Below are 22,521 nucleotides of genomic sequence, written 5' to 3' on the forward strand. Positions count from 1 at the left end.
TGAACAATCTCTTGCCAATATTGTTCAACAACCTGTATCGTTCCTCGGGACGATAATTGTGACGCTAGTCACCCCGACGTTACGGACGGATCCCATGGCAGAAGGCAGCACCACACTCAATCTGAGCTCCTCAGCTCGGCGCTCAGCACTGCTGGGCGCGATGTTCCTGATGGCGACCAGCGCCATCGGCCCCGGCTTCATCACCCAGACAACGGTCTTCACCGCACAGCTCGGCGCGGCGTTCGCCTTCGCCATCCTGGCGTCCATCCTCATCGACATTGCAGTGCAAATGAACGTCTGGCGGGTCATCGGAGTTTCCGGGCTGCGGGCGCAGGAGCTCGGCAATCGGGTGGTTCCCGGCGTCGGCTGGTTCCTTGCGGGCCTGGTCTTCCTCGGCGGTGTGGTCTTCAACATCGGCAACATCGCGGGAACGGGCCTTGGCGCCAACGCGATGCTCGGCGTTGACCCGAAGATCGGCGGCGCCATTTCCGCCGTCATCGCCATTTTGATCTTCGTCAGCAAGCGGGCCGGTATGGCGTTGGACCGCATTGTGGTTCTTCTCGGCGCCATCATGATCCTGCTGATGATCTACGTGGCCATCGTTGCGGCTCCACCGCTGGGTGACGCGCTGAAAAATACGTTCCTGCCCGAGGAGATCGACTTCCTCATCATCACCACGCTGGTCGGCGGCACCGTTGGCGGCTACATCACCTACGCCGGCGCCCACCGCATGCTCGACTCCGGGGCCACCGGAATTGAACACGTTCAGCAGATCACGCGAAGCTCGGTGATCGGCATTATTGTCACCGGCGTCATGCGGGTACTGCTGTTCCTTGCGATCCTTGGTGTGGTTGCCGGCGGCACCGTCCTGAGCAGCAACAACATGGCAGCCGAAGCCTTCGGCGCAGCCGCCGGCGAGATCGGAATGCGGGTGTTCGGCATCGTCCTCTGGGCCGCTGCCATCACCTCCGTGATCGGTGCATCGTTCACCTCGGTCTCCTTCATCACCTCCTCGAAGACCCCTGAGCGCAAGCGAAACCTCATCACCGTCGCCTTCATCGTGGTCTGCGCCACGGTCTATCTCTTCCTCGGACAGGCACCGCAGCAGCTGCTGATCTTCGCCGGAGCGTTCAACGGTCTGATCCTGCCGGTCGGGTTCGGTGTGCTCCTGTGGGTAGCCTGGCGCCGTCGCGACCTCATGAACGGCTACAACTATCCGAAGTGGCTGCTGATCGTCGGTGTGGTGACCTGGCTGCTCACGCTCTTCCTCGGCTGGACCTCGATCATGGGGCTCGCGCAGCTGTGGTCCGCATGATCAGCTGGAGCCCGGAAGACCGCGCCGCCGCCACGCCGGCCGAAGCGCGGGAGGCCTTCCGCAACGGACTGGTGGTACCGACGTCGGGCTGGTCCCGCGGTTACGCGCAGGCCAACGTGCTGGCCATCCCGCGTGAGCAGGCCTTCGACCTGCTCCTCTTTGCCCAGCGCAACCCGAAGTCCTGCCCCATTCTGGGCGTGCTCGAGCCGGGGCAGACCGCGGGACCGCTGCTGGCAGGCGGAGACATCCGAACCGACGTCCCGAAGTACACGGTGTACCGGAACGGCGAAAAGGTCGACGAGCCAACCGACATCGGGCGTTACTGGCGCGAGGACCTCGTTACGTTCCTGATCGGCTGTTCCTTCACTTTCGAAGCTGCGCTGCAGGACGGCGGCGTCCGGATTGCGCACATCGACCAGGGCGTCAACGTGCCGATGTATCGGACAAACCGTGAGTGCGCTCCCGCCGGCGCCATGTCCGGTCCGTTGGTGGTATCGATGCGCCCTGTCCCGGCGGCACAAGTGGCCGACGCCGTCCGGATCACGTCCCGCTACCCGGCCGTCCATGGCGCACCGGTGCACGTGGGCAATCCGGAGGAGCTTGGCATTGCTGACCTTGGCGCCCCCGACTTCGGTGAGGCTGTCCAGATCCCCGACGGACACCTGCCGGTGTTCTGGGCGTGCGGCGTCACTCCGCAGGCGGCGGTGATGCAGTCGCGGCCGCCGCTCGCGATCGGCCACGCACCCGGCCATATGCTGATCACCGACGCGAGGGACAGCGACTACCTGGTGCCGTAAGCCCCGAGTTCAGGGAACTTTTGCGCAGGTCTAGTGGCTTCCGACCCCATCGAAGCCACTGGACCTGCGCAAAAGTTCCAGGGGGTGGTGGCGCGCTTCAGCGGCGGATTCCCCGGCTGAAGTACAGGATTGGTCCCAGGACATTGAGGCCAATCCCTACCGCCCACAGGCTCTTACGTCCGTTGACCTGGCTCTCGGGCCGCCTGGCTAGGTCAACCCACGCGGTAGCCGCGAGCGACAACTGCACCGACGCAGCGGTCAGAACCGCTCGTTGCTGCGCGGGCGTCAGGTCGCTCCACTTTCTGGCCTTTATTGTCTTCATCACAGGTCACCGCCCGGTCTTGGTTCATTCGTCGCTGTGCAGCGATCCATCTGGTCACCCTATTTTATGGAACGGGCACAGGGCTCTACCGCGGGGCGCCCGAAGAGGGCACACTGGGGTCAACCGCTGCAATCGACGCGCTGACCCAGGAGGTATGTCATGGGAGACCCCGACCCACCCCGGCTTGTGGAGGAGTACTCGTGAGGGCGCTCCAGTACCGTGCTGTCGGCACCCCTCCGGAGGTTGTCGAGGTCGAGACGCCGGTGCCCGGGCCTGGGCAGGTGCTTCTGCGCGTCACAGCCGCGGGCGTGTGCCATTCGGACCAGTTCATCATGGACCTGCCCGAGGATCAGTACATCTATGGGCTGCCTCTTACGCTGGGTCACGAGGGAGCCGGTGTCGTTGAATCCTGGGGCGACGGAGTGAAAGGCCTTACCGTCGGCGAGCCGATGCTGGTCTACGGGCCGTGGGGGTGCGGACGCTGCTACACCTGCGCGCAGGGCAAGGAGAATTACTGTGAGGTAGCGGCAGAGCTCGAAATCAGGCCTCCCGGTCTGGGTGCGCCGGGGGCGATGGCGGAGTATCTGCTTATTGACGATCCTCGTCATCTTGTGCCGCTCGGAGACCTGGACCCTGTTGCCAGTGTGTCCCTGACCGACGCAGGATTGACCCCGTACCACGCCATCAAGCAGTCCCTGCCGACCCTGGTCCCCGGGTCGACCGCAGTGGTCATCGGTGTCGGCGGACTGGGCCATGTAGCCATCCAAATTCTGCGCACGCTGACGGCGAGCACCATCATTGCCCTTGACCAGTCAGAGCCGAAGCTGGATCTCGCCCTCGAAGTCGGCGCTGACCACGCGTTTGTGCCGGGTGAGGAGGCGGAGAGGCAGATCCGGGCTCTGACCGGCGGCCGGGGCGCAACGGCGGTCTTCGACTTTGTGGGAGCACCGGCGACAACGGCCTTTGCATCACAAGTGGTGAGTGTCGGCGGTGAAATTGCAATTGTCGGCGTCGGCGTCGGAACGGTGGATGTCGGATTCTTTTCCACGCCGTGGGATGCCGCTGCACGGGCTCCCTACTGGGGATCGCGGTCCGAACTGATGGAAGTGGTGGAACTGGCGCGGGCAGGAAAGATCTTCGTGGAGATTGAGACTTTCAGCCTTTCCGATGCGCCCGTCGCATATGAACGGCTGCGGGCCGGCACTATCCGCGGCCGCGCAGTCATCGTGCCCGAACAGCAGGAACCCGGACGGTGAGTGGTGCTGTGGGATCCGCTCACTCTCCGTCGCGCCGCATCGTCGTCGCATTCCGGGACGGGGAAAGGGGGCCGGCTATTCTACGGTGGTCAGCCGAGCGCGCCCGGCGCACCGGTCAATCCGTCACCCTGGTGCATGCGATTCCTGACCCGTCACTCGTCCTGCCGGTGGCTGCGGGAGGGACACCCTACCGCAGCCTGGTGGACGCGGCGCGGCAGTTGATGGATGACGAGGAAGCACGCGCGGAGCTGGAGTACCCGGATGTTCGGTTCGCCTCAACCGTTCACTGCGGTGAAATCGTCGACGCATTGCTGGGTATCGCGGAGAACGCGGCACTGGTGGTCGTAGGGGCTGACCGGGTAGACCGACGGACCGGGGAGTACCTGGGATCGGTCGGCCATCAGGTTGCGCTGGGAAGTGCATGTCCCGTCGTGGTCCTTCCCCGTGATGCGCAGGCTCTTGACGGCGGCAGCGGGGGAGTAGTTGTGGGCGTCGATGGCTCGCCCGAGTCCCATGCAGCGCTTCGCGTGGCCGTCGTTGAAGCAGACCGTTCTGGTCACGCGCTGACGGTCGTCACTTCATCGAAAGGCACGGAAACCGCCGACGACGGTCCAACCGGTGATGCTGCTTCCCAGGAACTCGCGGACATGCTCGATGCCATGCGCGCCAGCTATCCGGAGGTGCGAATCTCCAGGGTGACCGATCTGGAGCGCGCTCCAGACGAAGCGCTGAAGTACCGCGCCTCAGGCGCCTCCCTCCTTGTCATCGGGCGGCACGGCCGTGGGGCGAGGTCCGGAATCCAGTTGGGGTCCGTCACTCACAAACTTCTGCTGGATCCGCAGTGCCCCGTTATGGTGATCACCGGTTAGGGGCCTCGCCCTCGAGGTGCCCCAGCAGCTCGGACTCGGCGGCGTCGAGGTAGGCCCGCAGGTCAGCGGCTGCACGCTCGTTCTCGCCGGCGCGCAACTGCTCAACGAGCGCCGCATTGCGGTCCACGTAGTGCGTGTGAAAATCGGGCGCGGCGGACATGGCATGGAACACCAGCCGCATCTCCGCCAGGACCTTGTCCATCAGTTCCCGCAGCAATTCGCTGCCGGTCAGGCTGACGACAGCCTCGTGGAACGCCTGGTTCGCGTTGGCCATGTCGCGAACGGAGCCGGCATCACGTGCAGCTTTGGCCTTCCGGATAATGGCGTCCATCGCATCGAGCTGTGCAGGAGTGGGCCGGCCCCAGAGCACGGCCGAAGGTTCAATAGTCCGTCGGACCCGGTAGATTTCGCGCACTTCCTCCGCACCGGGCGCTGCCACGAAAACGCCCCGGTTCGGGATGCGCGTCACGATCGACTCACCCGCGAGCGTTGCGAACGCCTGCCGCAACGTATTCCGCGAAACCCCCAGCGACTCCGACAACGACTGCTCCGACAACTTCGACCCCGGCGTCAGCTGCCCCGCCGCAATCCGTGCGCGCAGTGTTGAGGCAATCCACGCCGTCGTATGGGCGTGCTCAGCTGCGGTTGTCGTATCCGTTGCAGTATTCATGGCTACTCAACCGTACCCAACACCTCACCACGTACGACGGCGGCACCCGGCTCCTGCCCGCCACGCCGGAAAGTGCCGGCGGACGATGCAGAGACCACGGTCTCCATCTTCATTGCCTCCACCACCACGACGGGCTGGTCCGCGCTCACCTGGGCACCGTCGTCGGCCAGCCATTTCACGAGGTTGCCGCCCATCGGGGCGGTGATGGCGCCGTCCTCCGCTGTCTTCTCCTCCACACCGGAAGGAGGAACGACGGCGGTGCTTCCGCCGCTCATCAGCGCAGCGAACACCTGCGCCGGCAGGCCTAGTTGAACGGCCTTACCGTCGAGCTCCACCGTGAGCGTCTCCCGGCGGGCAACGGGGCCAGTGAGCCCGCTGTCGAGCGAGGCAGCGAGGCGCCCGGTGAACTCGGACTCGATCCACGTGGTGTAGACGCCGAGGCGGTCGGTCTGGGTGAAGTCCGGATCGCGGACAACCGCACGGTGAAACGGGACCACCGTCGGCAGGCCCTCAATCCGGAGTTCATCCAGCGCGGTCCGCGCACGGCGCAGGGCCTGCGCGCGGTCCGCGCCGTGGACGATCAGCTTGGCCATCAGGGAGTCGTATTCCGCGGGGACGCTGGAGCCGGAGCGGACCCCGGTGTCCACGCGGATCCCGGCGCCGGTGGGGGCCTCGAAGACCTCGACCGGCCCGGGGGAGGGCAGGAACCCGCGGCCGGCGTCTTCGGCGTTGAGCCGGAATTCGATGGCGTGGCCGTGCGGTACAGGGTCCTCGGTGATGGACACGGGCAGGCCGGCGGCGATGCGGAACTGCTCACGCACGAGGTCGATCCCGGATGTCTCCTCGGTCACCGGGTGCTCCACCTGCAGGCGGGTATTGACCTCAAGGAAGGAGATCACGCCGTCGGGCGCCACGAGGTACTCGACTGTTCCTGCACCGGTGTAGCCGGCTTCGCGGCAGATGGCGCGGGCGGATTCGTGAATGCGGCTGCGCTGGTCATCGGTGAGGAACGGCGCGGGTGCTTCCTCCACAAGCTTCTGGTTGCGCCGCTGCAGCGAACAATCGCGGGTGCCGACAACCACGACGTTCCCGTGCGTATCCGCCAGCACCTGCGCCTCGACGTGGCGGGGTTTCTCCAGGAACCGCTCGACGAAGCACTCGCCGCGGCCGAACGCCACGGTGGCCTCGCGGACGGCGGAGTCGAAGGCGTCGTCGATGTCTTCGAGCCGGTGGGCGATTTTGAGCCCGCGGCCGCCTCCGCCGAAGGCCGCCTTGATCGCCACCGGCACGCCGTGCTCCTCGGCGAAAGCACGGACCTCGTCGGCGTTGGCAACCGGGCCGTCCGAGCCGGGGACCAGCGGAGCGCCTGCCTTCACGGCGATTTCGCGGGCGGTGACCTTGTTTCCCAAACTGCGGATAGCCTCCGGTGAGGGGCCGATCCACGTCAGTCCGGCGTCGAGCACTGCCTGCGCAAAGTCGGCGTTCTCGGAGAGGAAGCCGTAGCCGGGGTGAACGGCGTCGGCGCCGGCGCGGGCTGCAACGTCCAACAGCTTGGGGATGTTCAGGTAGGTGTCCGCGCTGGCCGAACCGCCGAGCGCATAAGCCTCGTCACTGAGGCGGACGTGCAGGGCGTCGGCGTCGGGATCGGCGTACACCGCCACGGATGTGAGCTCCGCATCGGCACACGCACGGGCAATCCGGACAGCAATCTCGCCGCGGTTGGCGATCAGGACCTTCTTCATGGCTGGGGCTCCATTTCGATGAAACGCACGGTGGTGCCCGGCGACAGTTGGGCGGCAATAGGCAAATCCTCCGGCACGACGACGCCGATCACCGGATAGCCGCCGGTGACCGGATGGTCGGCAAGAAAAAGAACGGGAAGGCCCGACGGCGGCACCTGCAGTGAGCCTGCCACCACACCTTCGCTGGGGAGCTCCTCGGTGCGTGCGCGTTCCAGGGGCCGGCCGTTAGTCGCCCCGAGGCGGACGCCGATTCGATTGGACTCAGCGGTCACCGTCCAGGGCTGTTCGGTCAGCGTCGCTTGCGACTCAGGGGTGAACCAGTCCTGCCGGGGGCCGGTGGTGATGTGCAGGGTGACCGTTTTCCGGTGCTCGAGAATGTCCGGCGGGAGAGGGGAAGTTTCGGGGGCGCCGACAGTGCGCCCATTCCCGACATCTCCCACAGGCAACACCGCCCCCTTTACGAGGACCGCCGGGCCGATGCCCGACATCAGGTCAGTCGAGCGGCTGCCGAGCACCGGGGCAACGTCGATGCCGCCGCGGACGCCGAGGTAGGTTCGCAATCCCGACTCTGGGACGTCGAGGGAGAGTTGTTCGCCGTCGTGCAGGGCGAAGGGCGAGCACATCGGGACGTTGCGCTCGCCCTGCGGGCCGTCGATCTGCGCGGGCACCGATGCGCCCGAAAGTGCCAGCGTCAGTTCCCCGTGAGCGCGGACGGCCAGTCCGCCGAGGACACTTTCGACGACGGCGTCCCCCGGCTGATTGCCGACCAGTCGGTTGGCCTGGCGGGCGCTCGCGGTATCGGCAGCGCCGGATGCTGACACGCCGAGGTCACCGAGTCCTGGCCGGCCGAGGTCTTGGATCAGCGACTGCGGGCCGGGGCTAAGTACCTCGAGGGCGGGGCCGGCAGCGGCAGGGAGGGTGGCGTCGTCGTCGTTCGTGTCCTGCGTGTCCGCAAGTTCGATCGCCTCCCGTACCGCGACATACTGCACCGGAGTGCCGGGGCGCAGCAGTGCGGGCTGTTCTCGGTCGAGGTCCCACATACGGGTGGAGGTGCGGCCGATCAGTTGCCAGCCGCCGGGGGAGCGCCGCGGGTAGACGGCGGAGAAGTTGCCGGCCAGCGCTACTGATCCGGCGGGGACGGCGGTCCGGGGGCTGGTGCGGCGCGGGACGTTGAGGGATTCGTTTTCACCGACGAGATAAGCGAATCCCGGGGCGAATCCGCCGAAGGCAGCCGTCCAGATTTGTCCGGTGTGGGCTTCGATGACGCCATCAGCGCCGAGGCCGGTGAGGCGGCCTACCTCGGGGAGGTCATCGCCGTCGTACACCACCTCGATCCGGACCGGATCGGCGGAGGTCAGCGCGTCCTTCGTCTGGGCGACATCGAGCGCGGAGACGGCAGTGCGGGCAGCACGGGCGCTACCGCTCGAGTCGAAGACCGCGAGAACCGTGCGGGCTGCGGCGAGGACATCGACCTGGCCGCGCAGTGGATGGTCGACCAGTTGCGCATGAAGGGCCAGGACGGCGTCGAGCGATTCGAGTTCGATGAGCAGGGCGCGCGGCCCGGCCCAGTGAATTTCCGTCAGCATGCTGCTGTGAGGGGCGCCAGCGCTCACACGAAGCTCCGGATACCGACGCCGGCAGCCTCCAGTTCGCGGCGGACGGCGGCGGACATCGCTACTGCGCCGTCGGTGTCGCCGTGGAGGCAGATGCTTTCGGCGCTGGTGCGGATAGCGGAGCCGTCGCGGGCGATGATGGTGCCTTCGGTCGCGAGCCGGACCATGTTGGCGGCGACGGTGTCTTCATCGTGGAGGACGGCGTCGGGTTCCCGACGGGAGACCAGGGTGCCGTCCGGGTTGTAGGCGCGGTCGGCGAAGGCTTCGGAGACTCCGCGGAGTCCGGCGGCTTCAGCGGTCTTGAGCGCGACCGAGCCCGGCAGGAGCAGCATCGGGAGGTCGCCGCCGAAGGCCTTGACGGCGTCGACTACTGCCTTGGCCTGGACCTCGTGGGTGACGATCGTGTTGTAGAGGGCGCCGTGTGGCTTGACGTAGCGGATGGTGCCGCCGGCTGCGCGGGTAATCGCGTCGAGGGCGCCGATCTGGTACAGGACGTCGTCGGCCAGTTCTGTGGGGGAGCAGTCGAGAAAGCGCCGTCCGAAGCCGGCCAGGTCCCGGTAACCGACGTGGGCGCCGATGGTGACGCCGGCGGCAACTGCGTCGCGGCAGGTCTGGGCGATGGTCGACGGGTCACCGGCGTGGAAGCCGCACGCAACGTTGGCGCTGGAGACGGAGCGGAAGATGGCGGCGTCGTCGCCCATGGTCCAGTTGCCGAAGGACTCGCCGACGTCGCTGTTGAGGTCGATGAAAGCCATAGTGATCCTCGTCTCGTTTGTGGTTCACCCAGCATGCACGAGATTCACAGATTGTTCAACAATATCTGCTCACTTTGGTGTCGCGCTCCGGCGAATGGGCTTCATATAGTGGCCGTATGACTAACGCGCTCCCGGCCGAGAACATCTTCGACCACAGGCGGTCGTCCGATGGTGAGCACGTTGGCTACATCCATCTCACCGACGATGGCCTGTTCGCTCCTTTCGACCTCCTGCATCGTCCAGCCGGCGAAGCGACGGAGCTCGAGGAGGCGGAGAACCTCCTAGACGAACTCGGTCTTCGAATGTTCATTGAGGATTGGTGGCTGGACCTTGATGGGCGGCGCGTCAAGGTGCTGATTCAGGAGGTTCGGCGGGACACCATTTCGGTTGCTCAAGCGATGGATGGACCGATCGCCAAGTCGGTCGATCTCCTGGCAGTCATCGAGCTTCCCCTTCCGACCGATCGACTGAGTCAGACCGCCTGACCGACGGGGTTCACCCATCCCGCGCTCGGAACCACCACACTGTTCATATGGAGTGGACGCGTGCGAAGGACTGGCTGATCGGTGCCGTTGGGATGATTCTTGTCCTGGGCATCACGATTGCCATCCTCTGGTGGGTGGTGAGCAGCCCGGCGGGTGGGTCCGGCGCGAAGCCAACGCCGTCGTCGGCCGCGGATATGCCCGGCGACCTTCCGCCGCCTGCAGCTCCCGGCGATCTTGGCGAAGACGAGACGTGGCTCGCCGATCTTGAACTGGACGCCGGAACAGTGGTGACCGCCGGCTCGACGCTTCGCGATGTACAGGCTGTCGGTCAGGATGTGGTCACGGGGCCGGACGGTTTGGTCGCGGCCCGGCTCTCCGTGGACGCCACGGTGCCGTTCGAGGTTGTCGCCGACGAATTGGGGGAGGGAACCGTGGTCCGTGCAGCGGAGGGGCGCCAGGCCGCCGTCGTTCGCACAGTGGAGGTGCTGGGCCGCGAACTTCGCGTCGTGGCCACCGGCACTGTCGAGGTCGAGGGTGGCAGTCTCGTGGTCGAACCCCGCTCGATCGACATTGGCGGCCCGGACTTCCTCTCGAACGCAATCGGCACCGTGGTGCGCAGCCTCGTGACCATCGAGCACGAGATTGAAGGTCTACCCGAGGGGCTTGTGCTGCAGGACGTCACCGTTCAGGACGACGGTTTTCGGGCCAACCTGACGGGTGCGGACGTTCGTTTGGGTCCTTAGTGCCACCCGCTGCTGCGGGGAGCACTCCGGGCACGCAAAAGGGGAGGAAGCCAGTGCAGGCTTCCTCCCCTTTCTCAGGTTTAAGTGCTCACGCGAGCACGCTCACCCGTGAGTCGCGGCGGCCGAACAGCGCGTAGTCAGCGGACGCGCGGCCCGGTCCGACCAGGGCGAGGGTCAGTGCGGCAGCCCCGAGCAGCACTACCAGTTCGTAGCCGTTGTTGGCGACGAAGACTCCGGCGGAGATGTGCACCAGAACCAGTGCGCCCAGCATGTCGAGGGTCAGCAGCACCGCGACGGGGCGGGTGAGTAGGCCGAGGATCAGGGCGATTCCACCGACCAGCTCGAGCGTGGCAATCACGGGGGCGGCGATCTCGGCCATGGGGATGCCCATGTCACCGAACGCGGCGGTGGTGCCGGCAATGGTCCACTCGTTGAACTTCTGCCAGCCGTGTGCGGCGAAAAGGAAGCCGACGACGACGCGAAGCACGGTACGGGCAGTGGTGGTCAGGGTGGCGTTGTTCATGAAAGTCCGTTTCGGGGTTTGGGGCTGGGTAGAACGAGCGACGCCGGTGCGCAGTGGGTGAGCACCGGCGTCGTGCTGGTGATTGTGGCTGATTAGCGGACGAGAGCGAATCCGCTGGTCCACTGGATCTTCTCGCCGGCGGCGAGGGTCAGCTGCAGGAAACCGATAGCTTCGAGCTCGCGGGCGCGGGCGAGGGAGCCGGCGTCGACGGCGTCCACGCCGCCGGCCTTGACGGCGTCGGCGAGGCGGTTCTTGGCGTCGGTGTCATCGCCGGCAATGAGAACGGTGGTCTGGTTGGAGCCGACGGTCTTGGAACCGAGGGTCGCCGCAAAGTTGGTGTTGAAAGCCTTGACGACCTTCGACGACGGCAGTGCCGACGCCAGCTCAGCGGCGGCGGAGCTGTCAGCGGCAACCACGAGGGAATCGAAGGTTTCGAAGTTCAGCGGGTTGGTGATGTCGACGACGACCTTGCCGGCCAGCTGATCGCCGTACTGCGCCACGATGTCCTTGAGGGCGGGGTAGGGGACTGCGAGAACGACGACGTCGCCGTTGACGGTGGCGCCGGTGCTGGAGGAGTCGATGTGCTCGACGGACGAGCTGCCTGCTGCGACAACGCTTGCGATGGCGCTGCCCATGTTGCCCTTGCCGAAGATGGTGAACGAAGTCATGTGGAGCTCCTTGAGAAAGAATTGCTTGCGGGTACAACTAATAAGTTAGCAGCGATTAGTTGTAGATGCAAGCATTACGTAGAATGGAGGCATGACGCGATGGCTCAGCAAGGATGAACAGGAAGTATGGAAGCGCATGGCGGCGGTGCTCGAGCTGCTGCCGGCGGCACTCGATGGGCAGTTGACGCGTGATGAGGATCTGACGCACTTCGAATACTTCGTTCTTGCGTCTCTGTCTGAGGTGCCCGGGCGTACCTTGCGCATCACAGCGTTGGCGTCGCAGACCAACGCCACACTTCCGAGGCTTTCCCGGGTGCTGACGGGGCTGGAAAAAAAGGCGCTGGTGGAGCGGAGCGAGTGCAGCGAAGACCGGCGTGCCAAGAACGTGACGCTCACCGAAACGGGGTGGGCCAAGTTGGTAGGCGCTGCTCCGGGTCACGTTGAGCATGTGCGCGGTATGGTGTTCGACCAGCTCACGCCGGAGCAGGTGTCGGAGCTGTCCGACATCACCACGCAGTTGTTGAAGAAGCTCGACCCCGAGGGGCGGATGTTCGCTTCGCTGGGGAAGTAGTTTTGGGGCGCTTCGGAACGGCCAGCGCTGATAGCATTCCCGCTTTCGGATAGCGTTCCAGCCATCGGATGGCGGTAAACGGCTATCCGATGGCTAAAGCGCTATCGGCGTGCATGTCAGCTAACCAGTCCGAGCGGTGGCTACGGCGGTTTTTGGGCAAGTTCGTCACGAAACCTGCAGGCCACCATTGATGTCGTAGGTAGCGGCAGTGATGAACCCGGCATCAGGACCCACCAGGAACGAGATGAGGGCAGCCATCTCATCCACGGTGCCTACGCGACCCACCAGGATGTCCTTCGACATGTCCCGCTTGCGCTCCTCCGTGAGGGTTCCGCCCATGATGTCGGTGTCAACCGGACCCGGCGCAATGCTATTGACCGTAATGCCGTGCTCACCCATTTCCCGTGCGAGCGCACGCGTAAATCCGATGATGCCGGCCTTTGACGCGCTGTAGGCCACCTTGGAATAGGTACCTCCGCCACGCTGGGCGGAGATCGACGAAATGCTCACCACACGCCCGAGCTTCCGCTCGATCATCCCGTGCAGCACCCGCTGCGTCACGAGGAACGTGCCCGTCATATTGACTGCGAAAACCCGCTCCCAGGCTTCCTTGGTTTCCTGCATGAACTCGGTGGGGGAGCTGATCCCCGCGAGGTTCGCCAGTGCCACAATGGGCGGCAGCTCGGCTTCAATCCGGCTGATCGCTGCATCAACGGAAGCCTCATCGGACACGTCGGTCGCCACACCGACTGCCTGAACGCCATGCCGCTGCACGATGTCCGCCGCAGCCTCTTCGGCAGCGGCCCCGTCGATGTCGAGAATCCCGATGTTCCAGCCCTCACTCGCCAGCCGGTTGGCGGTCGCCCGACCGATTCCACGTGCGGAGGCCGCCCCTGTAAGTACCGCTGTACGGCTTGAGGGGAATTCTGCTGATTCGGTCACCTTTGCTCCTGATGCTGATCGTTGTGATGGATGAAGTGCTCGTAGTCGTCATAAGTCTGGTTGATGTGGGCCTGCATCGCTTTTCCGGCCACCTCGGCATCGCCAGTCCGGATAGCGTCTAGCACCAACGCATGGTGCTCAAGGGCGTGCTTCTGCACCTCAAGGAACGACGACGTCTCCCGCCGCATGCTGTACAGCAGCTTGCCCAGCGGGCCCAGAATGACCGGAATGAAGGGGTTCGCCGACGCCCGGAAAACTGCTTCGTGGAAGGCAAGGTCAGCGGTGGTCACAGCGTCGAGGTCTCCTGCCTGATGCGCAGCCTGCAGCGCCGCGTTTGCGTCTTCCATGCGGGCAAGGTCCTCGTCGGTGGCATGCAGTGCAGCGAGTTCAGCAGCCCCGATCTCCACCATGCGGCGGATTTCCAGGAGCCGGAGTGAGACGTCGGGCGAAGTGGACGCCGCGGTCGCGGAACGCAGGATCGCCTGCAGGTCCGTCCATTGGGCGCTCGGGTTCACGTACGTGCCGAGTCCGCGCCGAACCTGAACCACATTCTGGGCCTGAAGCTTCTTCAGTGCCTCCCGCACGGTCAACCGGCTCACCTCCGTCGCGGCCGCCAGTTCGCCCTCAGACGGAAGGAACTCACCGGGAGGATAGGTTCCGCTGATGATGCGCTCAAGGATCTCTTCGAAGACCGACTCAGCAAGCGAAGCACGCGCCACGAGTACACCTCCCGGCATGCTTCGCGGAGTGCAACGCTGCTACGAAGATCCGCACCACGTTTCCTCCCCAAACACTTGTCAGACGTCATATGTCCGGTGCTAGTGTGACACTCAGCACATCGCTCGTCAATGTACTTCGGGCACGTGCAGACCCTAAGACGGCAACGAGGCTTGCTTAGCTGACGAGGAGTACCAATCACGTGGACATACAACTTCTTTTGGCGCTGGTTCTTGGAATAGCGACCATCATCATCCTTGTGCTGAGAACGCGCCTCGACGCGTTCGTGGCACTGCTTATTGCCGCCCTGGTCACCGGGCTTGTAGCCGGGCAGGCACCGCTCGAGATCGTTTCGGCCATCACCACCGGGTTCGGCAATACCCTTGCATCCATCGGGATCGTGATCGGTCTGGGCGTGGGAATCGGAAAGATTCTCGAGGTATCCGGTGCCGCCAACGCGCTGGCTCTGGCCTTCCTGAAACTGTTCGGCAAGGGGCGCGAACCCTGGGCAATGGCAAGCGTTGGGTCGCTCGTCTCCATCCCGGTGTTCTGTGACTCCGGCTACGTGATTATGAACCCGCTGGCCCGCTCCATCGCCAGGGTAAAGCGCGCTGGCTACATCACGCTGGCACTGGCCCTTGGCTGCGGTATGACGCTGACGCACCATATGGTTCCGCCGACGCCGGGTCCCCTCGCTGTTGCCGGTATTCTCGGCACGGACCTGGGAGCTCTCATCCTTGCCGGGCTTGCGTTCACCATCATCCTGTTGCCGGTGGTCGTGTTCTACGCGAAATGGATCGGGCCGAAGATCGAGCCCGGCATGTCGGAGACCATCCGTGAGACCGTGTACGGCCGCGCCGCCACGCACCAGCATGGCCGGACAACCACCGCGCTCGCAGACCATGACGATCACGCGTCAGGTGACACCGCTGCCCGGGCCATCGGCGCAACCGGACCATCCGAGGATTCCGAGTACGGCTCCACCATCGACTTCGACAGTTCCGAACTGGGCACGCCCCCCGCAGGAGCCAAGCCGCACAAGGTTGGAGCCTTTGTTGCTTCCCTGCCGCTGGTGGTCCCGCTGATCCTCATCATTCTCAACACGGTGAGCGGTGCAATCGACCAGAGCAACCAGGGAGTTGTCGGTACCGGCGAGTACGAGCCCTCCGCGTGGGCCGTCCCACTGGCCTTCATCGGTAACCCCGTGGTTGCCCTCGTGATTGGCGTCATCCTCGCCGTGTATGTGCTGCTGCCCCGTTGGACTCCGCGTTCCAAGGTGCAGGGCTGGTTCGCTGATGCTGCTGCGTCAGCCGGGCTCATTTTGCTCATTACCGGCGCAGGCGGCGCACTTGGCCAGGTTCTGCGTAGCTCAGGAGTTGGTGATGCCCTCGCTGAAGCCATCGCAGCGACAGCCCTTCCAGCCTTCCTGGTCCCGTTCCTGATCGCGACCTTGGTGCGCATCGCGCAGGGCTCCGGCACTGTCGCCATGATTACCGCGGCTTCGGTCACGGCTCCGCTGGTCACCTCGATTGGCGTTGACCCCCTGATCGCGGCGCTTGCCTGCACCGCTGGATCCATGGTGTTCAGCTACTTCAATGATTCCTACTTCTGGGTGGTCACCCGCTTCTCAGGGCTGGAAGGGACCGCGGCGCTCAAGGGCTGGTCAGGAATTACGACGGCCGTGTGGGCCGGCTCGATCCCGCTCCTGTTCATCGCCAACGCAATTCTTGGCTGACCGCGTAACTCTGCCTAACTAGTGCACAGCACTGCTCCCCGGGAATTCTTCCCGGGGAGCAGTCGTGTGCTGAGACGTGCCGGCGCTAACGCACCCTGATGTTCGATGGTTTTCCCGCAACGTCCCTGGGCTTCAAACCAGCCTGCTCCGCCTGAAGGATGCACCACTTGCGCGGCTGCATGCCCACGAGCTTCTGCACTGAGCCGTGGTGCTCCTTGATGTAGGGAGTAGCGATGCTGGCGAACAGGGAAACGCTGAGCCCGTGCGGACCATGCAACATCTGATCAGCCAGAACCGACCGCCACGCCTGCCTGAGCGCTTCGGCCGCCATCTCTTTGCTCCCGTTCACGCTCTTCAAGCGGCTGGACAAGTGCTTCTGCATGCGCGCATGCTCACTGATCATTACGGTTTTGACTTGCGCGGCGGGGGCTTTGAGAGTCGCAGCAGAAGTCGTGATGAGGGACTTCGTCGTAGGGGGTGATGGTACCGAAGGCGGCTTGCTCGACGCCGTGGACTCCGCGGTAAGAGTCAGCTCCGCGAGCTCCAGGTGCAGCTTCGCGATTTCACGGTGGATCTCGCTGACCCGCTTTGCGACGTCGGTGCGAGCAGCCGGTGCTTTTGCCGGAGCCGGGCGCAACTTCGCTTCAACTCCGGACGACATGCTGCACCGGAAGAGCGCGCATAGTGCCCGTGCGAGGGAAAGCCGTGCGTCGTCGTGGTCATTCAGTAGCAGGGGGGAAGGGTTCGGCAGAGTCTGCACCACGGAGGCGAGTTCTTCCAAGGTGCCGTAAACCTTGCCGAAGCGGATCCGCTCCACCACGGTGGCTGAATCGATCTGCGGCGAATACACGCACTGGGCGAGCCTCAGCTCCTGGTCGTTGAAACGCGCGAAGTGTTGCGGTAGGACGGACCGGCGTATGACCATCCGGACGGCGTCGAGCTGGCGCGAGACCTGCTCGATCGGGTTCGGCACATCGGCCCCGTTGGCCAGGAGCCACTCCTTCCCCGTATCTGCCGCGAACGAGACAGGAGCGGGGAACCTCTTCCACTCGCTCAGCATCAGGCAGCCGGTGCGGGTGTTATAGAAGAACCAGTCGATCTCGGCGACCGGGTACCCCGGCGCCTCCACCCGGCAGTTGGCGAACGCCCAGACGTCGTCGTCAAGCAGGGAATGCAGTCGGGTGACATCACGGTCGGCAGGACGATGCGCGGCCGAATTGGTGGAAGGAAAATACAGCAACGTCGGGCCTTCGTGGGTGCCGGGGATGGTGAAGGCTCCCCACCGCCCCCAACCAGCCGCGCAAATGCGCTGCGCTCATCCTAATCGAGGAAAACCCGTACCCAGCAGAACCCGGTGCCGGTCCCGTTAGGCTGAACGGAATGGCCGCAACCCCAACCCCACTCCGCACATCCTTTCCCCGAAGCATCGCCCGCATACTGCTCGGAGCAATCCTCCTGGCAGCAGGCACCGCCCACTTGACGGTCGCCCGCTCCGAATTCGCAGCGCAGGTGCCGTCCTGGTTTCCCCTGCCCACCGACGTCGTTGTGGTGGGGTCAGGCATCGTCGAGATTCTCCTCGGCGCTGCACTGATTCTCCTTCTGCGGTACAGGGTTCTCGTCGGTTGGATCGTCGCTGCGTTCTTCATTGCCATCTTCCCCGGCAATATCGCCCAGTACGTTGAGGGTGTAGACGCCTTCGGTCTGGACACCGACCGCGCACGGCTCATCCGCCTCTTCTTCCAGCCGCTGCTGGTGTTATGGGCGCTGTGGTCCACCGGTGCATGGCGCGACCGCCGATTGCTACGCTCCTCAGGTGAGCACCAACGCCACTAACGGCATGAGGCAAAGACCGCGATGGGACGTGGCGTCATCGACATAGACGTGGTCATCGCGCTCATCGGAGCCGTCATTCTCATCGGCCTGGGCTCGATCTTCCGACACTCCTTCATCACCGGCCCGGAGTTCTGGTCCGGACTGGAAAAGCTCGTCTACTTCGTGTTGCTGCCGGCACTGCTGGTGACCGGCCTTGCCGGAGCCGACTTCGCATCCATTGAACCCGGTCCCATGGTGCTTGTCCTGACAGCATCTGCGACCTTCTCTGCACTGCTCGCCTATGCCGCCCGCCGACCCGCCACTGGCAGGGACGGCCCGGCCTTTACCTCGGTGTTCCAGGGAACCGTCCGCTTCAACACCTATATAGGAGTGACGACGGCGGCAGCCCTCTTTGGATCCAACGGCATCGCCATCGCAGCGCTCGCCAACGCGGTCCTCATACCGTTCGGAAACCTCGCCTCAACCATCGCGCTCGCACACTACGGACACCACCGGCTCCGCGGCTCCGCATTGATACTGGCGGTATTCGGCAACCCGCTGATTCTCGCGTGCGCCGTAGGACTCGCCGCAAACCTCATCGGTTCCGCACCGGGTATGGGGGACTTCCTGAGCGCACCGGTGCCGGCCGTCGTCGTACAGCTCATTGCCGCGGTGCTGGGACTGCTCGGGGGAGCGGCACTTCCCATCGGCCTCTTCTGTGTTGGAGCAGGGCTGCGGGGGCGTGCTTTTCCCCGCGAATCCCTGCGGCCCGTGGCTGCCGCCCTCCTGCTTCGCTTCGTTCCGGTTCCGGCAGCCACCCTGGGACTGTGTGTCCTGCTGGGATTCTCCGGGCCGGCCGCCGTCGTCTGTGTGGTTTTTCAGTCACTCCCGACGGCAACGAGTTCCTACGTCTTTGCCCGGCGCCTGGGCGGAGACGCCGCGCTCATGGCCCAGATCACCGCCGCCCAGACCGTCCTCTCCGGCGTAGTGCTACCGGCCTGGATCCTCATCGCGCTGACGGTACTGCTGTAGGTCGCTAGGATCGATCCATGAGTATCAGCGAAGCCGCAACAAGCGAAGCGGCAGAGACCACGCTCGTCACCCTCAGCGACATCGAAGCCGCTGCTGAACGCATCAGTGACCTGGTTCTCCGTACACCGATCATCCAGCTGCCGCACCCGCAGCGCCCGGATGAGGTACTCCACTGCAAGGCCGAGTCCCTCCAGCCCACCAGTGCCTTCAAGCTGCGCGGCGCCTACAACACCATTGCTCAGGTGCTGGATCATGCCCGCGAACACGGCATCGTCGCCCAATCCTCCGGCAACCACGCCCGCGCCGTCGCCTGGCTGGCACACCGGCTCAACCTGCGCGCCGTGATCGTCATGCCGGACGCCGCGCCGCTCCCCAAGATCGAGGCAGTCCGCGCGCTCGGCGCCGAGGTGGAGATAGTGCCTTCCGCCCTGCGTGACGTCCGTGCCCACGAGCTCGTCGCCCAACACGGGTACGTCCACGTGCCGCCCTATGATGATCCCCGCATCATCGCAGGCCAGGGAACTGTGGGCCTCGAGATTATGCAGCAATTGCCGCACGTCGACACCGTCCTGGTCCCCATTTCCGGCGGCGGACTCATTTCCGGTATTGCGACGGCGGTCAAGGCCCTCAATCCCGGAACCCGAGTGATCGGGGTGGAGCCGGAACTCGCCGCTGACGCCGCCCAGAGCTTCCGCGAAGGACGCCGCATCACCTGGGAGCAGGAACTCACGTACCGCACCGTTGCCGACGGCCTCCGCACACCCGCGCTCGGTGTCCACCCGTGGGAGCACGTCAAGCGCTACGTCGACGACGTCATCACCGTCACTGAAGAACAAATCCTCGCCGCTATGCGCCACCTCACCCTCGCCGGCAGACTCGTGGTTGAACCGTCCGGTGCCGTAGCCACTGCCGCCTGGATGCATGACCTCGTGCCGTCCGGAAACACCCAGAACGACGGCGGCACAACGGCCGCCGTCGTCTCCGGCGGATCAGTGGATCCAGCCCTCCTGGCCAAGGTGCTGCAGCAGGCGGGCTAGAGCCGTTCGAGGAATCTGGCGAGGCAATCCACCCAGACCCGGCGGGCGGCGTCGTTCGCTTCTCCACGCACCGCCGACTATTCGGCCACTCGCGCCAGAAACTTCCGGATTCTCACGTTCAGCTCCGCTACCTGCCGCTTCACGACGACGGCGGGATCCGGGTTGATCTCATTGACCGGCGGCGCCTTGCGTACGTTGGCAGAACAGATGAAGTCGGCGCAGATCAGCGTGCCGACCGTGTTGCCATTCCTGCCTGACTGGCCGGCACGTTTGGCCACCCAGAGCAGGACGTCCTCCTTGGAGAACACATCGCGGCAGATCTCGCACAGTACCGAACGGTTTTTCTTAGGTCCGCCCTCCGGCGCTCGCAGGAGGACGCCGGTGATCCCGGTTTCATTCGGCACGATGAGATAACCGCGGAGCGGCATCTTCCCGTCACGCCAACCGAGGAAGTCGAGCTTGTCCCACTCGAGCGAGTCGAAGTTCGCTGGGAGATTGAGTTTGGCGGTTTTTGAGCGGGTGGCATTGATGAACGATGACCGGATGTCGCGGTCGCCGATTTTTTGCATGATGGATCGCCTTACAGATGGGTGTTCGAGGGCATGACACAGTGGCCCTCCACCTGCACAGGTTCGGCAGGGAAGGGCTAGTCGCGTTCCTCACAGCTGGCCACAGCGGCCGCCTCGCTTCCAATGGCCGCGCTGACCGGAGCGGTTAGCAGCATGTCCATTCCCTTGGATCCGTCGTCGAATGTCTCAATTTCCTACCGTTGCATCTTCGCAAAGTGACGCGCCAGGGGCAACGCAGACGCAAGGGTGTTGCGCGTCACGTCACTGGACCATACAGTTGTCGAAGCGCTTCGACAATACCGCATCCACATCGCTCAAGGACCGCCTCCATGCCCACTGATCAGCCCTTCCCGAAAACCGATGAGCTCGTCTTCGGCGGCGACTACAACCCGGAACAGTGGCCTGAATCGGTGTGGCAGGAAGACGTTCGCCTGATGCGGAAGGCACGCGTTAACCGAGTGACGGTCGGCGTCTTCTCGTGGTCTTCCATCGAACCGCGGGAAGGTCACTACGAGTTCGGCTGGCTGGACAAGGTCATGGATCTGATGGCGGAAAACGGCATCGGCGTTGTCCTTGCCACACCGACCGCCTCGCCGCCGCCCTGGTTCTCCCTGGCACACCCGGAAGCCCTGCCGGTCACTGCGGACGGTGTGCGGCTGATCCATGGAAGCCGGGACACCTACAACCCGGCGGCTCCTGCCTACCGTGCCGCAGCCAAACGCGTCACCACAGCCCTCGCCGAGCGCTACTCTTCCCACCCGGCGCTGAGGATGTGGCACCTCCACAACGAATACGGCACGGTTTCCTACGGTCCTGAGACGGATACGGCATTCCGGGGATGGCTACGCGCGAAGTATGGAACCCTGACGCAGCTGAACGCCACCTGGAACACCGCGTTCTGGTCTCAGGGGTACGGCGAATGGAACGAGATCTTCGCCCCTCAGGCCACCCAATACCTACCCAACCCTTCCCAGCTGCTGGACTTCAAGCGCTTCTCGGCTGACCTCCTGAGGGACTGTTTGCGTGACCAGGTGGACATAGTCCGAGGCGTCCGCCCTGACGTTCCCGTCACCACCAACTTCATGCTCCCCAGCTGGAACCACTACGACCAGTGGGACTTCGCCGCGGAGATCGACGACGTCTCCGTTGACCACTACCCGGACACCCCAGGCATCGAGGGGAACATCCAGGTTGCCTTCGGCAGTGACCTCGCCCGCTCCTTCAACGCCGGCCGCCCATGGGTACTGATGGAACAGGCCACCACCATGGTCTACAACTACGCCCAAGGGCGGATCCTCGCACGGGACCCAGGCACGCTGCTGTTCAGCACGCTTCAATATCTGGCCCGCGGCTCCACCGGATCCCTGTTTTTCCAGTGGCGGTCGCCGCGCGCGGGCGCGGAGTTCTTCCACTCGCCGATGGTTCCGCACGTCGGCGAAAACTCCCGTACATTCCGCGAAATCGTAGAACTCGGCACCACGCTGTCTACCCTGCACGAACTTGCACAGGCCCCGGTTGCCGGGCGTCGGGTGAACCAGAACCGGGTGGCCATCGTCTGGGACTCCGCTGCGTGGTGGTCGACGGACACCAGCGCTCTGCCGTCCACCGACGTCGCTTTCCTGCCCGCAGTGAAGGCTGTCCACCGTGCGCTCTGGCTGCTCGGAGTCAACGTTGACTTTGTTCGGCTCGATCAGGACCTCAGCGGCTACAACCTTGTCCTGGTGCCCAGCAAGCTGGCTGCCTCGGACGCCGAAGCGGAAACACTGCGAGGCTACGTCGCCGACGGCGGACACACCGCCATCTGGTACTTCTCGGGCAGCACGGATGAGAACCTCAACGTCCGGTCAGGCGGCTTCTCCGGAGCGTTTGCGGAGCTCCTCGGCATCCGCGTTGAGGAACACTTCCCGCAGCTTGCCGCCACCGCACTGAAACTCAGTGACGGATCCTCCGCAGACTGTTGGGCCGAAGCGGTGGAGCTCGCCGGTGCCGCCAGCATCGCAAACTTCACGGAGTACCCGCTCGCTGGCCGCCCCGCGGTTACACAGCATGCGTGGGGTTCCGGCACTGCTCACTACATCGCCACCCGGCTCGGCGAAGACGCGCTGCGCGACCACCTGCACCGCATCCTGAACGACGCCGGCGTCCACCCGGATCATCCGGCCGCCGGTTACGGTCTTGAGGCGGTCCGCCGTTACGCCGGCGACTCCAGCTACCTGTTCCTCCTCAACCATTCAGCGGAGACGGCGGAGATTGACGTGCACGGTCACGACCTCCTCAGCGATACCCCGCTGGACGGGCCCACCGCCCTTCCTCCGGGTGTTGCGCTGATCGTGCGGGAAGTGCGCTGA

At 64.7% G+C, this 22,521-nt stretch carries 23 protein-coding genes; 12 read left to right on the top strand and 11 right to left on the bottom strand.

Translation table 11 applies throughout. The features are described from left to right. Positions 1–94: 94 nt before the first annotated feature. Together AC1MBU_RS06180 and AC1MBU_RS06185 are read left to right on the top strand one after the other, a co-directional pair. Positions 95–1,315: an NRAMP family divalent metal transporter gene (locus AC1MBU_RS06180; protein ID WP_479789379.1), complete on the top strand. Its 1,221-nt coding sequence runs from the start codon at positions 95–97 to the stop codon at positions 1,313–1,315. Beyond that, positions 1,312–2,112 (top strand): putative hydro-lyase, encoded by an 801-nt coding sequence (locus tag AC1MBU_RS06185; protein WP_346028548.1) that lies wholly within the window; start codon positions 1,312–1,314, stop codon positions 2,110–2,112. Before AC1MBU_RS06180 ends, AC1MBU_RS06185 begins: the two co-directional genes overlap by 4 nt. A 97-nt stretch (positions 2,113–2,209) precedes the next feature. Here AC1MBU_RS06185 and AC1MBU_RS06190 read toward each other — a convergent pair whose 3' ends face one another. After that, the gene (locus tag AC1MBU_RS06190) at positions 2,210–2,434 is read right to left on the bottom strand and encodes a hypothetical protein (protein WP_346028547.1); all 225 of its coding nucleotides are present in this window, start codon (positions 2,432–2,434) and stop codon (positions 2,210–2,212) included. Positions 2,435–2,634: 200 nt separating this feature from the next. Between AC1MBU_RS06190 and AC1MBU_RS06195 the strand changes: the two genes are divergently transcribed. Together AC1MBU_RS06195 and AC1MBU_RS06200 are read left to right on the top strand one after the other, a co-directional pair. Next, positions 2,635–3,690, top strand: coding sequence for an NAD(P)-dependent alcohol dehydrogenase (locus AC1MBU_RS06195; RefSeq protein ID WP_479789381.1), 1,056 nt, complete (start codon positions 2,635–2,637; stop codon positions 3,688–3,690). Then, entirely contained in the window at positions 3,687–4,559 is an 873-nt protein-coding gene (locus tag AC1MBU_RS06200; RefSeq protein ID WP_479789383.1) for a universal stress protein, read from the top strand. Before AC1MBU_RS06195 ends, AC1MBU_RS06200 begins: the two co-directional genes overlap by 4 nt. On the opposite strand, the gene AC1MBU_RS06205 is transcribed toward AC1MBU_RS06200, so the two are convergent. Genes AC1MBU_RS06205 through AC1MBU_RS06220 form a run of 4 tightly spaced genes read right to left on the bottom strand, consistent with a single transcriptional unit; the run spans position 4,549 to position 9,339 of the window. Beyond that, a complete protein-coding gene (locus AC1MBU_RS06205) occupies positions 4,549–5,229 on the bottom strand; it encodes a GntR family transcriptional regulator (protein WP_479789386.1) in 681 nt (226 codons plus the stop codon). The genes AC1MBU_RS06200 and AC1MBU_RS06205 overlap by 11 nt on opposite strands. 2 nt (positions 5,230–5,231) lie before the next feature. Further along, positions 5,232–6,971 (bottom strand): acetyl/propionyl/methylcrotonyl-CoA carboxylase subunit alpha, encoded by a 1,740-nt coding sequence (locus AC1MBU_RS06210; RefSeq protein WP_479789388.1) that lies wholly within the window; start codon positions 6,969–6,971, stop codon positions 5,232–5,234. Continuing rightward, positions 6,968–8,557 (bottom strand): 5-oxoprolinase subunit B/C family protein, encoded by a 1,590-nt coding sequence (locus tag AC1MBU_RS06215; RefSeq protein ID WP_479789391.1) that lies wholly within the window; start codon positions 8,555–8,557, stop codon positions 6,968–6,970. The genes AC1MBU_RS06210 and AC1MBU_RS06215 overlap by 4 nt, the downstream gene beginning before the upstream one ends. 23 nt (positions 8,558–8,580) lie before the next feature. Then, positions 8,581–9,339, bottom strand: a complete 759-nt coding sequence (locus tag AC1MBU_RS06220; RefSeq protein ID WP_277359548.1) for a LamB/YcsF family protein — start codon at positions 9,337–9,339, stop codon at positions 8,581–8,583. A 116-nt stretch (positions 9,340–9,455) separates the two neighbouring features. On the opposite strand from AC1MBU_RS06220, the gene AC1MBU_RS06225 reads away from it, so the two are divergent. Both AC1MBU_RS06225 and AC1MBU_RS06230 read left to right on the top strand, forming a co-directional pair. Continuing rightward, entirely contained in the window at positions 9,456–9,824 is a 369-nt protein-coding gene (locus AC1MBU_RS06225) for a serine/threonine protein phosphatase (protein ID WP_479789393.1), read from the top strand. Between the two features lie 47 nt (positions 9,825–9,871). Beyond that, positions 9,872–10,567 (top strand): LmeA family phospholipid-binding protein, encoded by a 696-nt coding sequence (locus AC1MBU_RS06230; RefSeq protein WP_479789395.1) that lies wholly within the window; start codon positions 9,872–9,874, stop codon positions 10,565–10,567. Between the two features lie 88 nt (positions 10,568–10,655). Here AC1MBU_RS06230 and AC1MBU_RS06235 read toward each other — a convergent pair whose 3' ends face one another. Together AC1MBU_RS06235 and AC1MBU_RS06240 are read right to left on the bottom strand one after the other, a co-directional pair. Beyond that, positions 10,656–11,090, bottom strand: coding sequence for a DoxX family protein (locus tag AC1MBU_RS06235; protein ID WP_479789397.1), 435 nt, complete (start codon positions 11,088–11,090; stop codon positions 10,656–10,658). A gap of 92 nt (positions 11,091–11,182) precedes the next feature. Then, positions 11,183–11,758: an NADPH-dependent F420 reductase gene (locus AC1MBU_RS06240; RefSeq protein WP_277359552.1), complete on the bottom strand. Its 576-nt coding sequence runs from the start codon at positions 11,756–11,758 to the stop codon at positions 11,183–11,185. Between the two features lie 91 nt (positions 11,759–11,849). Here AC1MBU_RS06240 and AC1MBU_RS06245 point away from each other — a divergent pair, with 91 nt between their 5' ends. After that, a complete protein-coding gene (locus tag AC1MBU_RS06245) occupies positions 11,850–12,329 on the top strand; it encodes a MarR family winged helix-turn-helix transcriptional regulator (RefSeq protein ID WP_479789399.1) in 480 nt (159 codons plus the stop codon). A gap of 165 nt (positions 12,330–12,494) precedes the next feature. Here AC1MBU_RS06245 and AC1MBU_RS06250 read toward each other — a convergent pair whose 3' ends face one another. Further along, positions 12,495–13,271: an SDR family NAD(P)-dependent oxidoreductase gene (locus AC1MBU_RS06250; protein ID WP_479789401.1), complete on the bottom strand. Its 777-nt coding sequence runs from the start codon at positions 13,269–13,271 to the stop codon at positions 12,495–12,497. Further along, on the bottom strand, positions 13,268–13,990 hold the full coding sequence (locus tag AC1MBU_RS06255; RefSeq protein WP_479789403.1) for a FadR/GntR family transcriptional regulator: 723 nt from the start codon (positions 13,988–13,990) through the stop codon (positions 13,268–13,270). Before AC1MBU_RS06255 ends, AC1MBU_RS06250 begins: the two co-directional genes overlap by 4 nt. A gap of 200 nt (positions 13,991–14,190) precedes the next feature. Between AC1MBU_RS06255 and AC1MBU_RS06260 the strand changes: the two genes are divergently transcribed. After that, complete coding sequence (locus tag AC1MBU_RS06260) at positions 14,191–15,723, top strand: GntP family permease (RefSeq protein ID WP_277359556.1); 1,533 nt, start codon at positions 14,191–14,193, stop codon at positions 15,721–15,723. An 85-nt stretch (positions 15,724–15,808) separates the two neighbouring features. Here AC1MBU_RS06260 and AC1MBU_RS06265 read toward each other — a convergent pair whose 3' ends face one another. Beyond that, positions 15,809–16,963, bottom strand: coding sequence for a hypothetical protein (locus AC1MBU_RS06265; protein ID WP_479789405.1), 1,155 nt, complete (start codon positions 16,961–16,963; stop codon positions 15,809–15,811). Positions 16,964–17,103: 140 nt separating this feature from the next. On the opposite strand from AC1MBU_RS06265, the gene AC1MBU_RS06270 reads away from it, so the two are divergent. From AC1MBU_RS06270 to AC1MBU_RS06280, 3 genes are read left to right on the top strand one after another with little or no spacing between them, the layout of a single operon-like run. After that, positions 17,104–17,556, top strand: a complete 453-nt coding sequence (locus tag AC1MBU_RS06270) for a DoxX family protein (protein WP_479789407.1) — start codon at positions 17,104–17,106, stop codon at positions 17,554–17,556. A gap of 21 nt (positions 17,557–17,577) precedes the next feature. After that, complete coding sequence (locus AC1MBU_RS06275) at positions 17,578–18,567, top strand: AEC family transporter (RefSeq protein WP_479789409.1); 990 nt, start codon at positions 17,578–17,580, stop codon at positions 18,565–18,567. A gap of 17 nt (positions 18,568–18,584) precedes the next feature. After that, complete coding sequence (locus AC1MBU_RS06280; protein ID WP_277359560.1) at positions 18,585–19,604, top strand: threonine ammonia-lyase; 1,020 nt, start codon at positions 18,585–18,587, stop codon at positions 19,602–19,604. 77 nt (positions 19,605–19,681) lie between these two features. On the opposite strand, the gene AC1MBU_RS06285 is transcribed toward AC1MBU_RS06280, so the two are convergent. Further along, entirely contained in the window at positions 19,682–20,173 is a 492-nt protein-coding gene (locus tag AC1MBU_RS06285; RefSeq protein WP_479789411.1) for an FBP domain-containing protein, read from the bottom strand. Positions 20,174–20,502: 329 nt separating this feature from the next. On the opposite strand from AC1MBU_RS06285, the gene AC1MBU_RS06290 reads away from it, so the two are divergent. Then, complete coding sequence (locus AC1MBU_RS06290) at positions 20,503–22,521, top strand: beta-galactosidase (protein ID WP_277359562.1); 2,019 nt, start codon at positions 20,503–20,505, stop codon at positions 22,519–22,521.

The organism is Arthrobacter sp. PTI12, assembly GCF_056679915.1.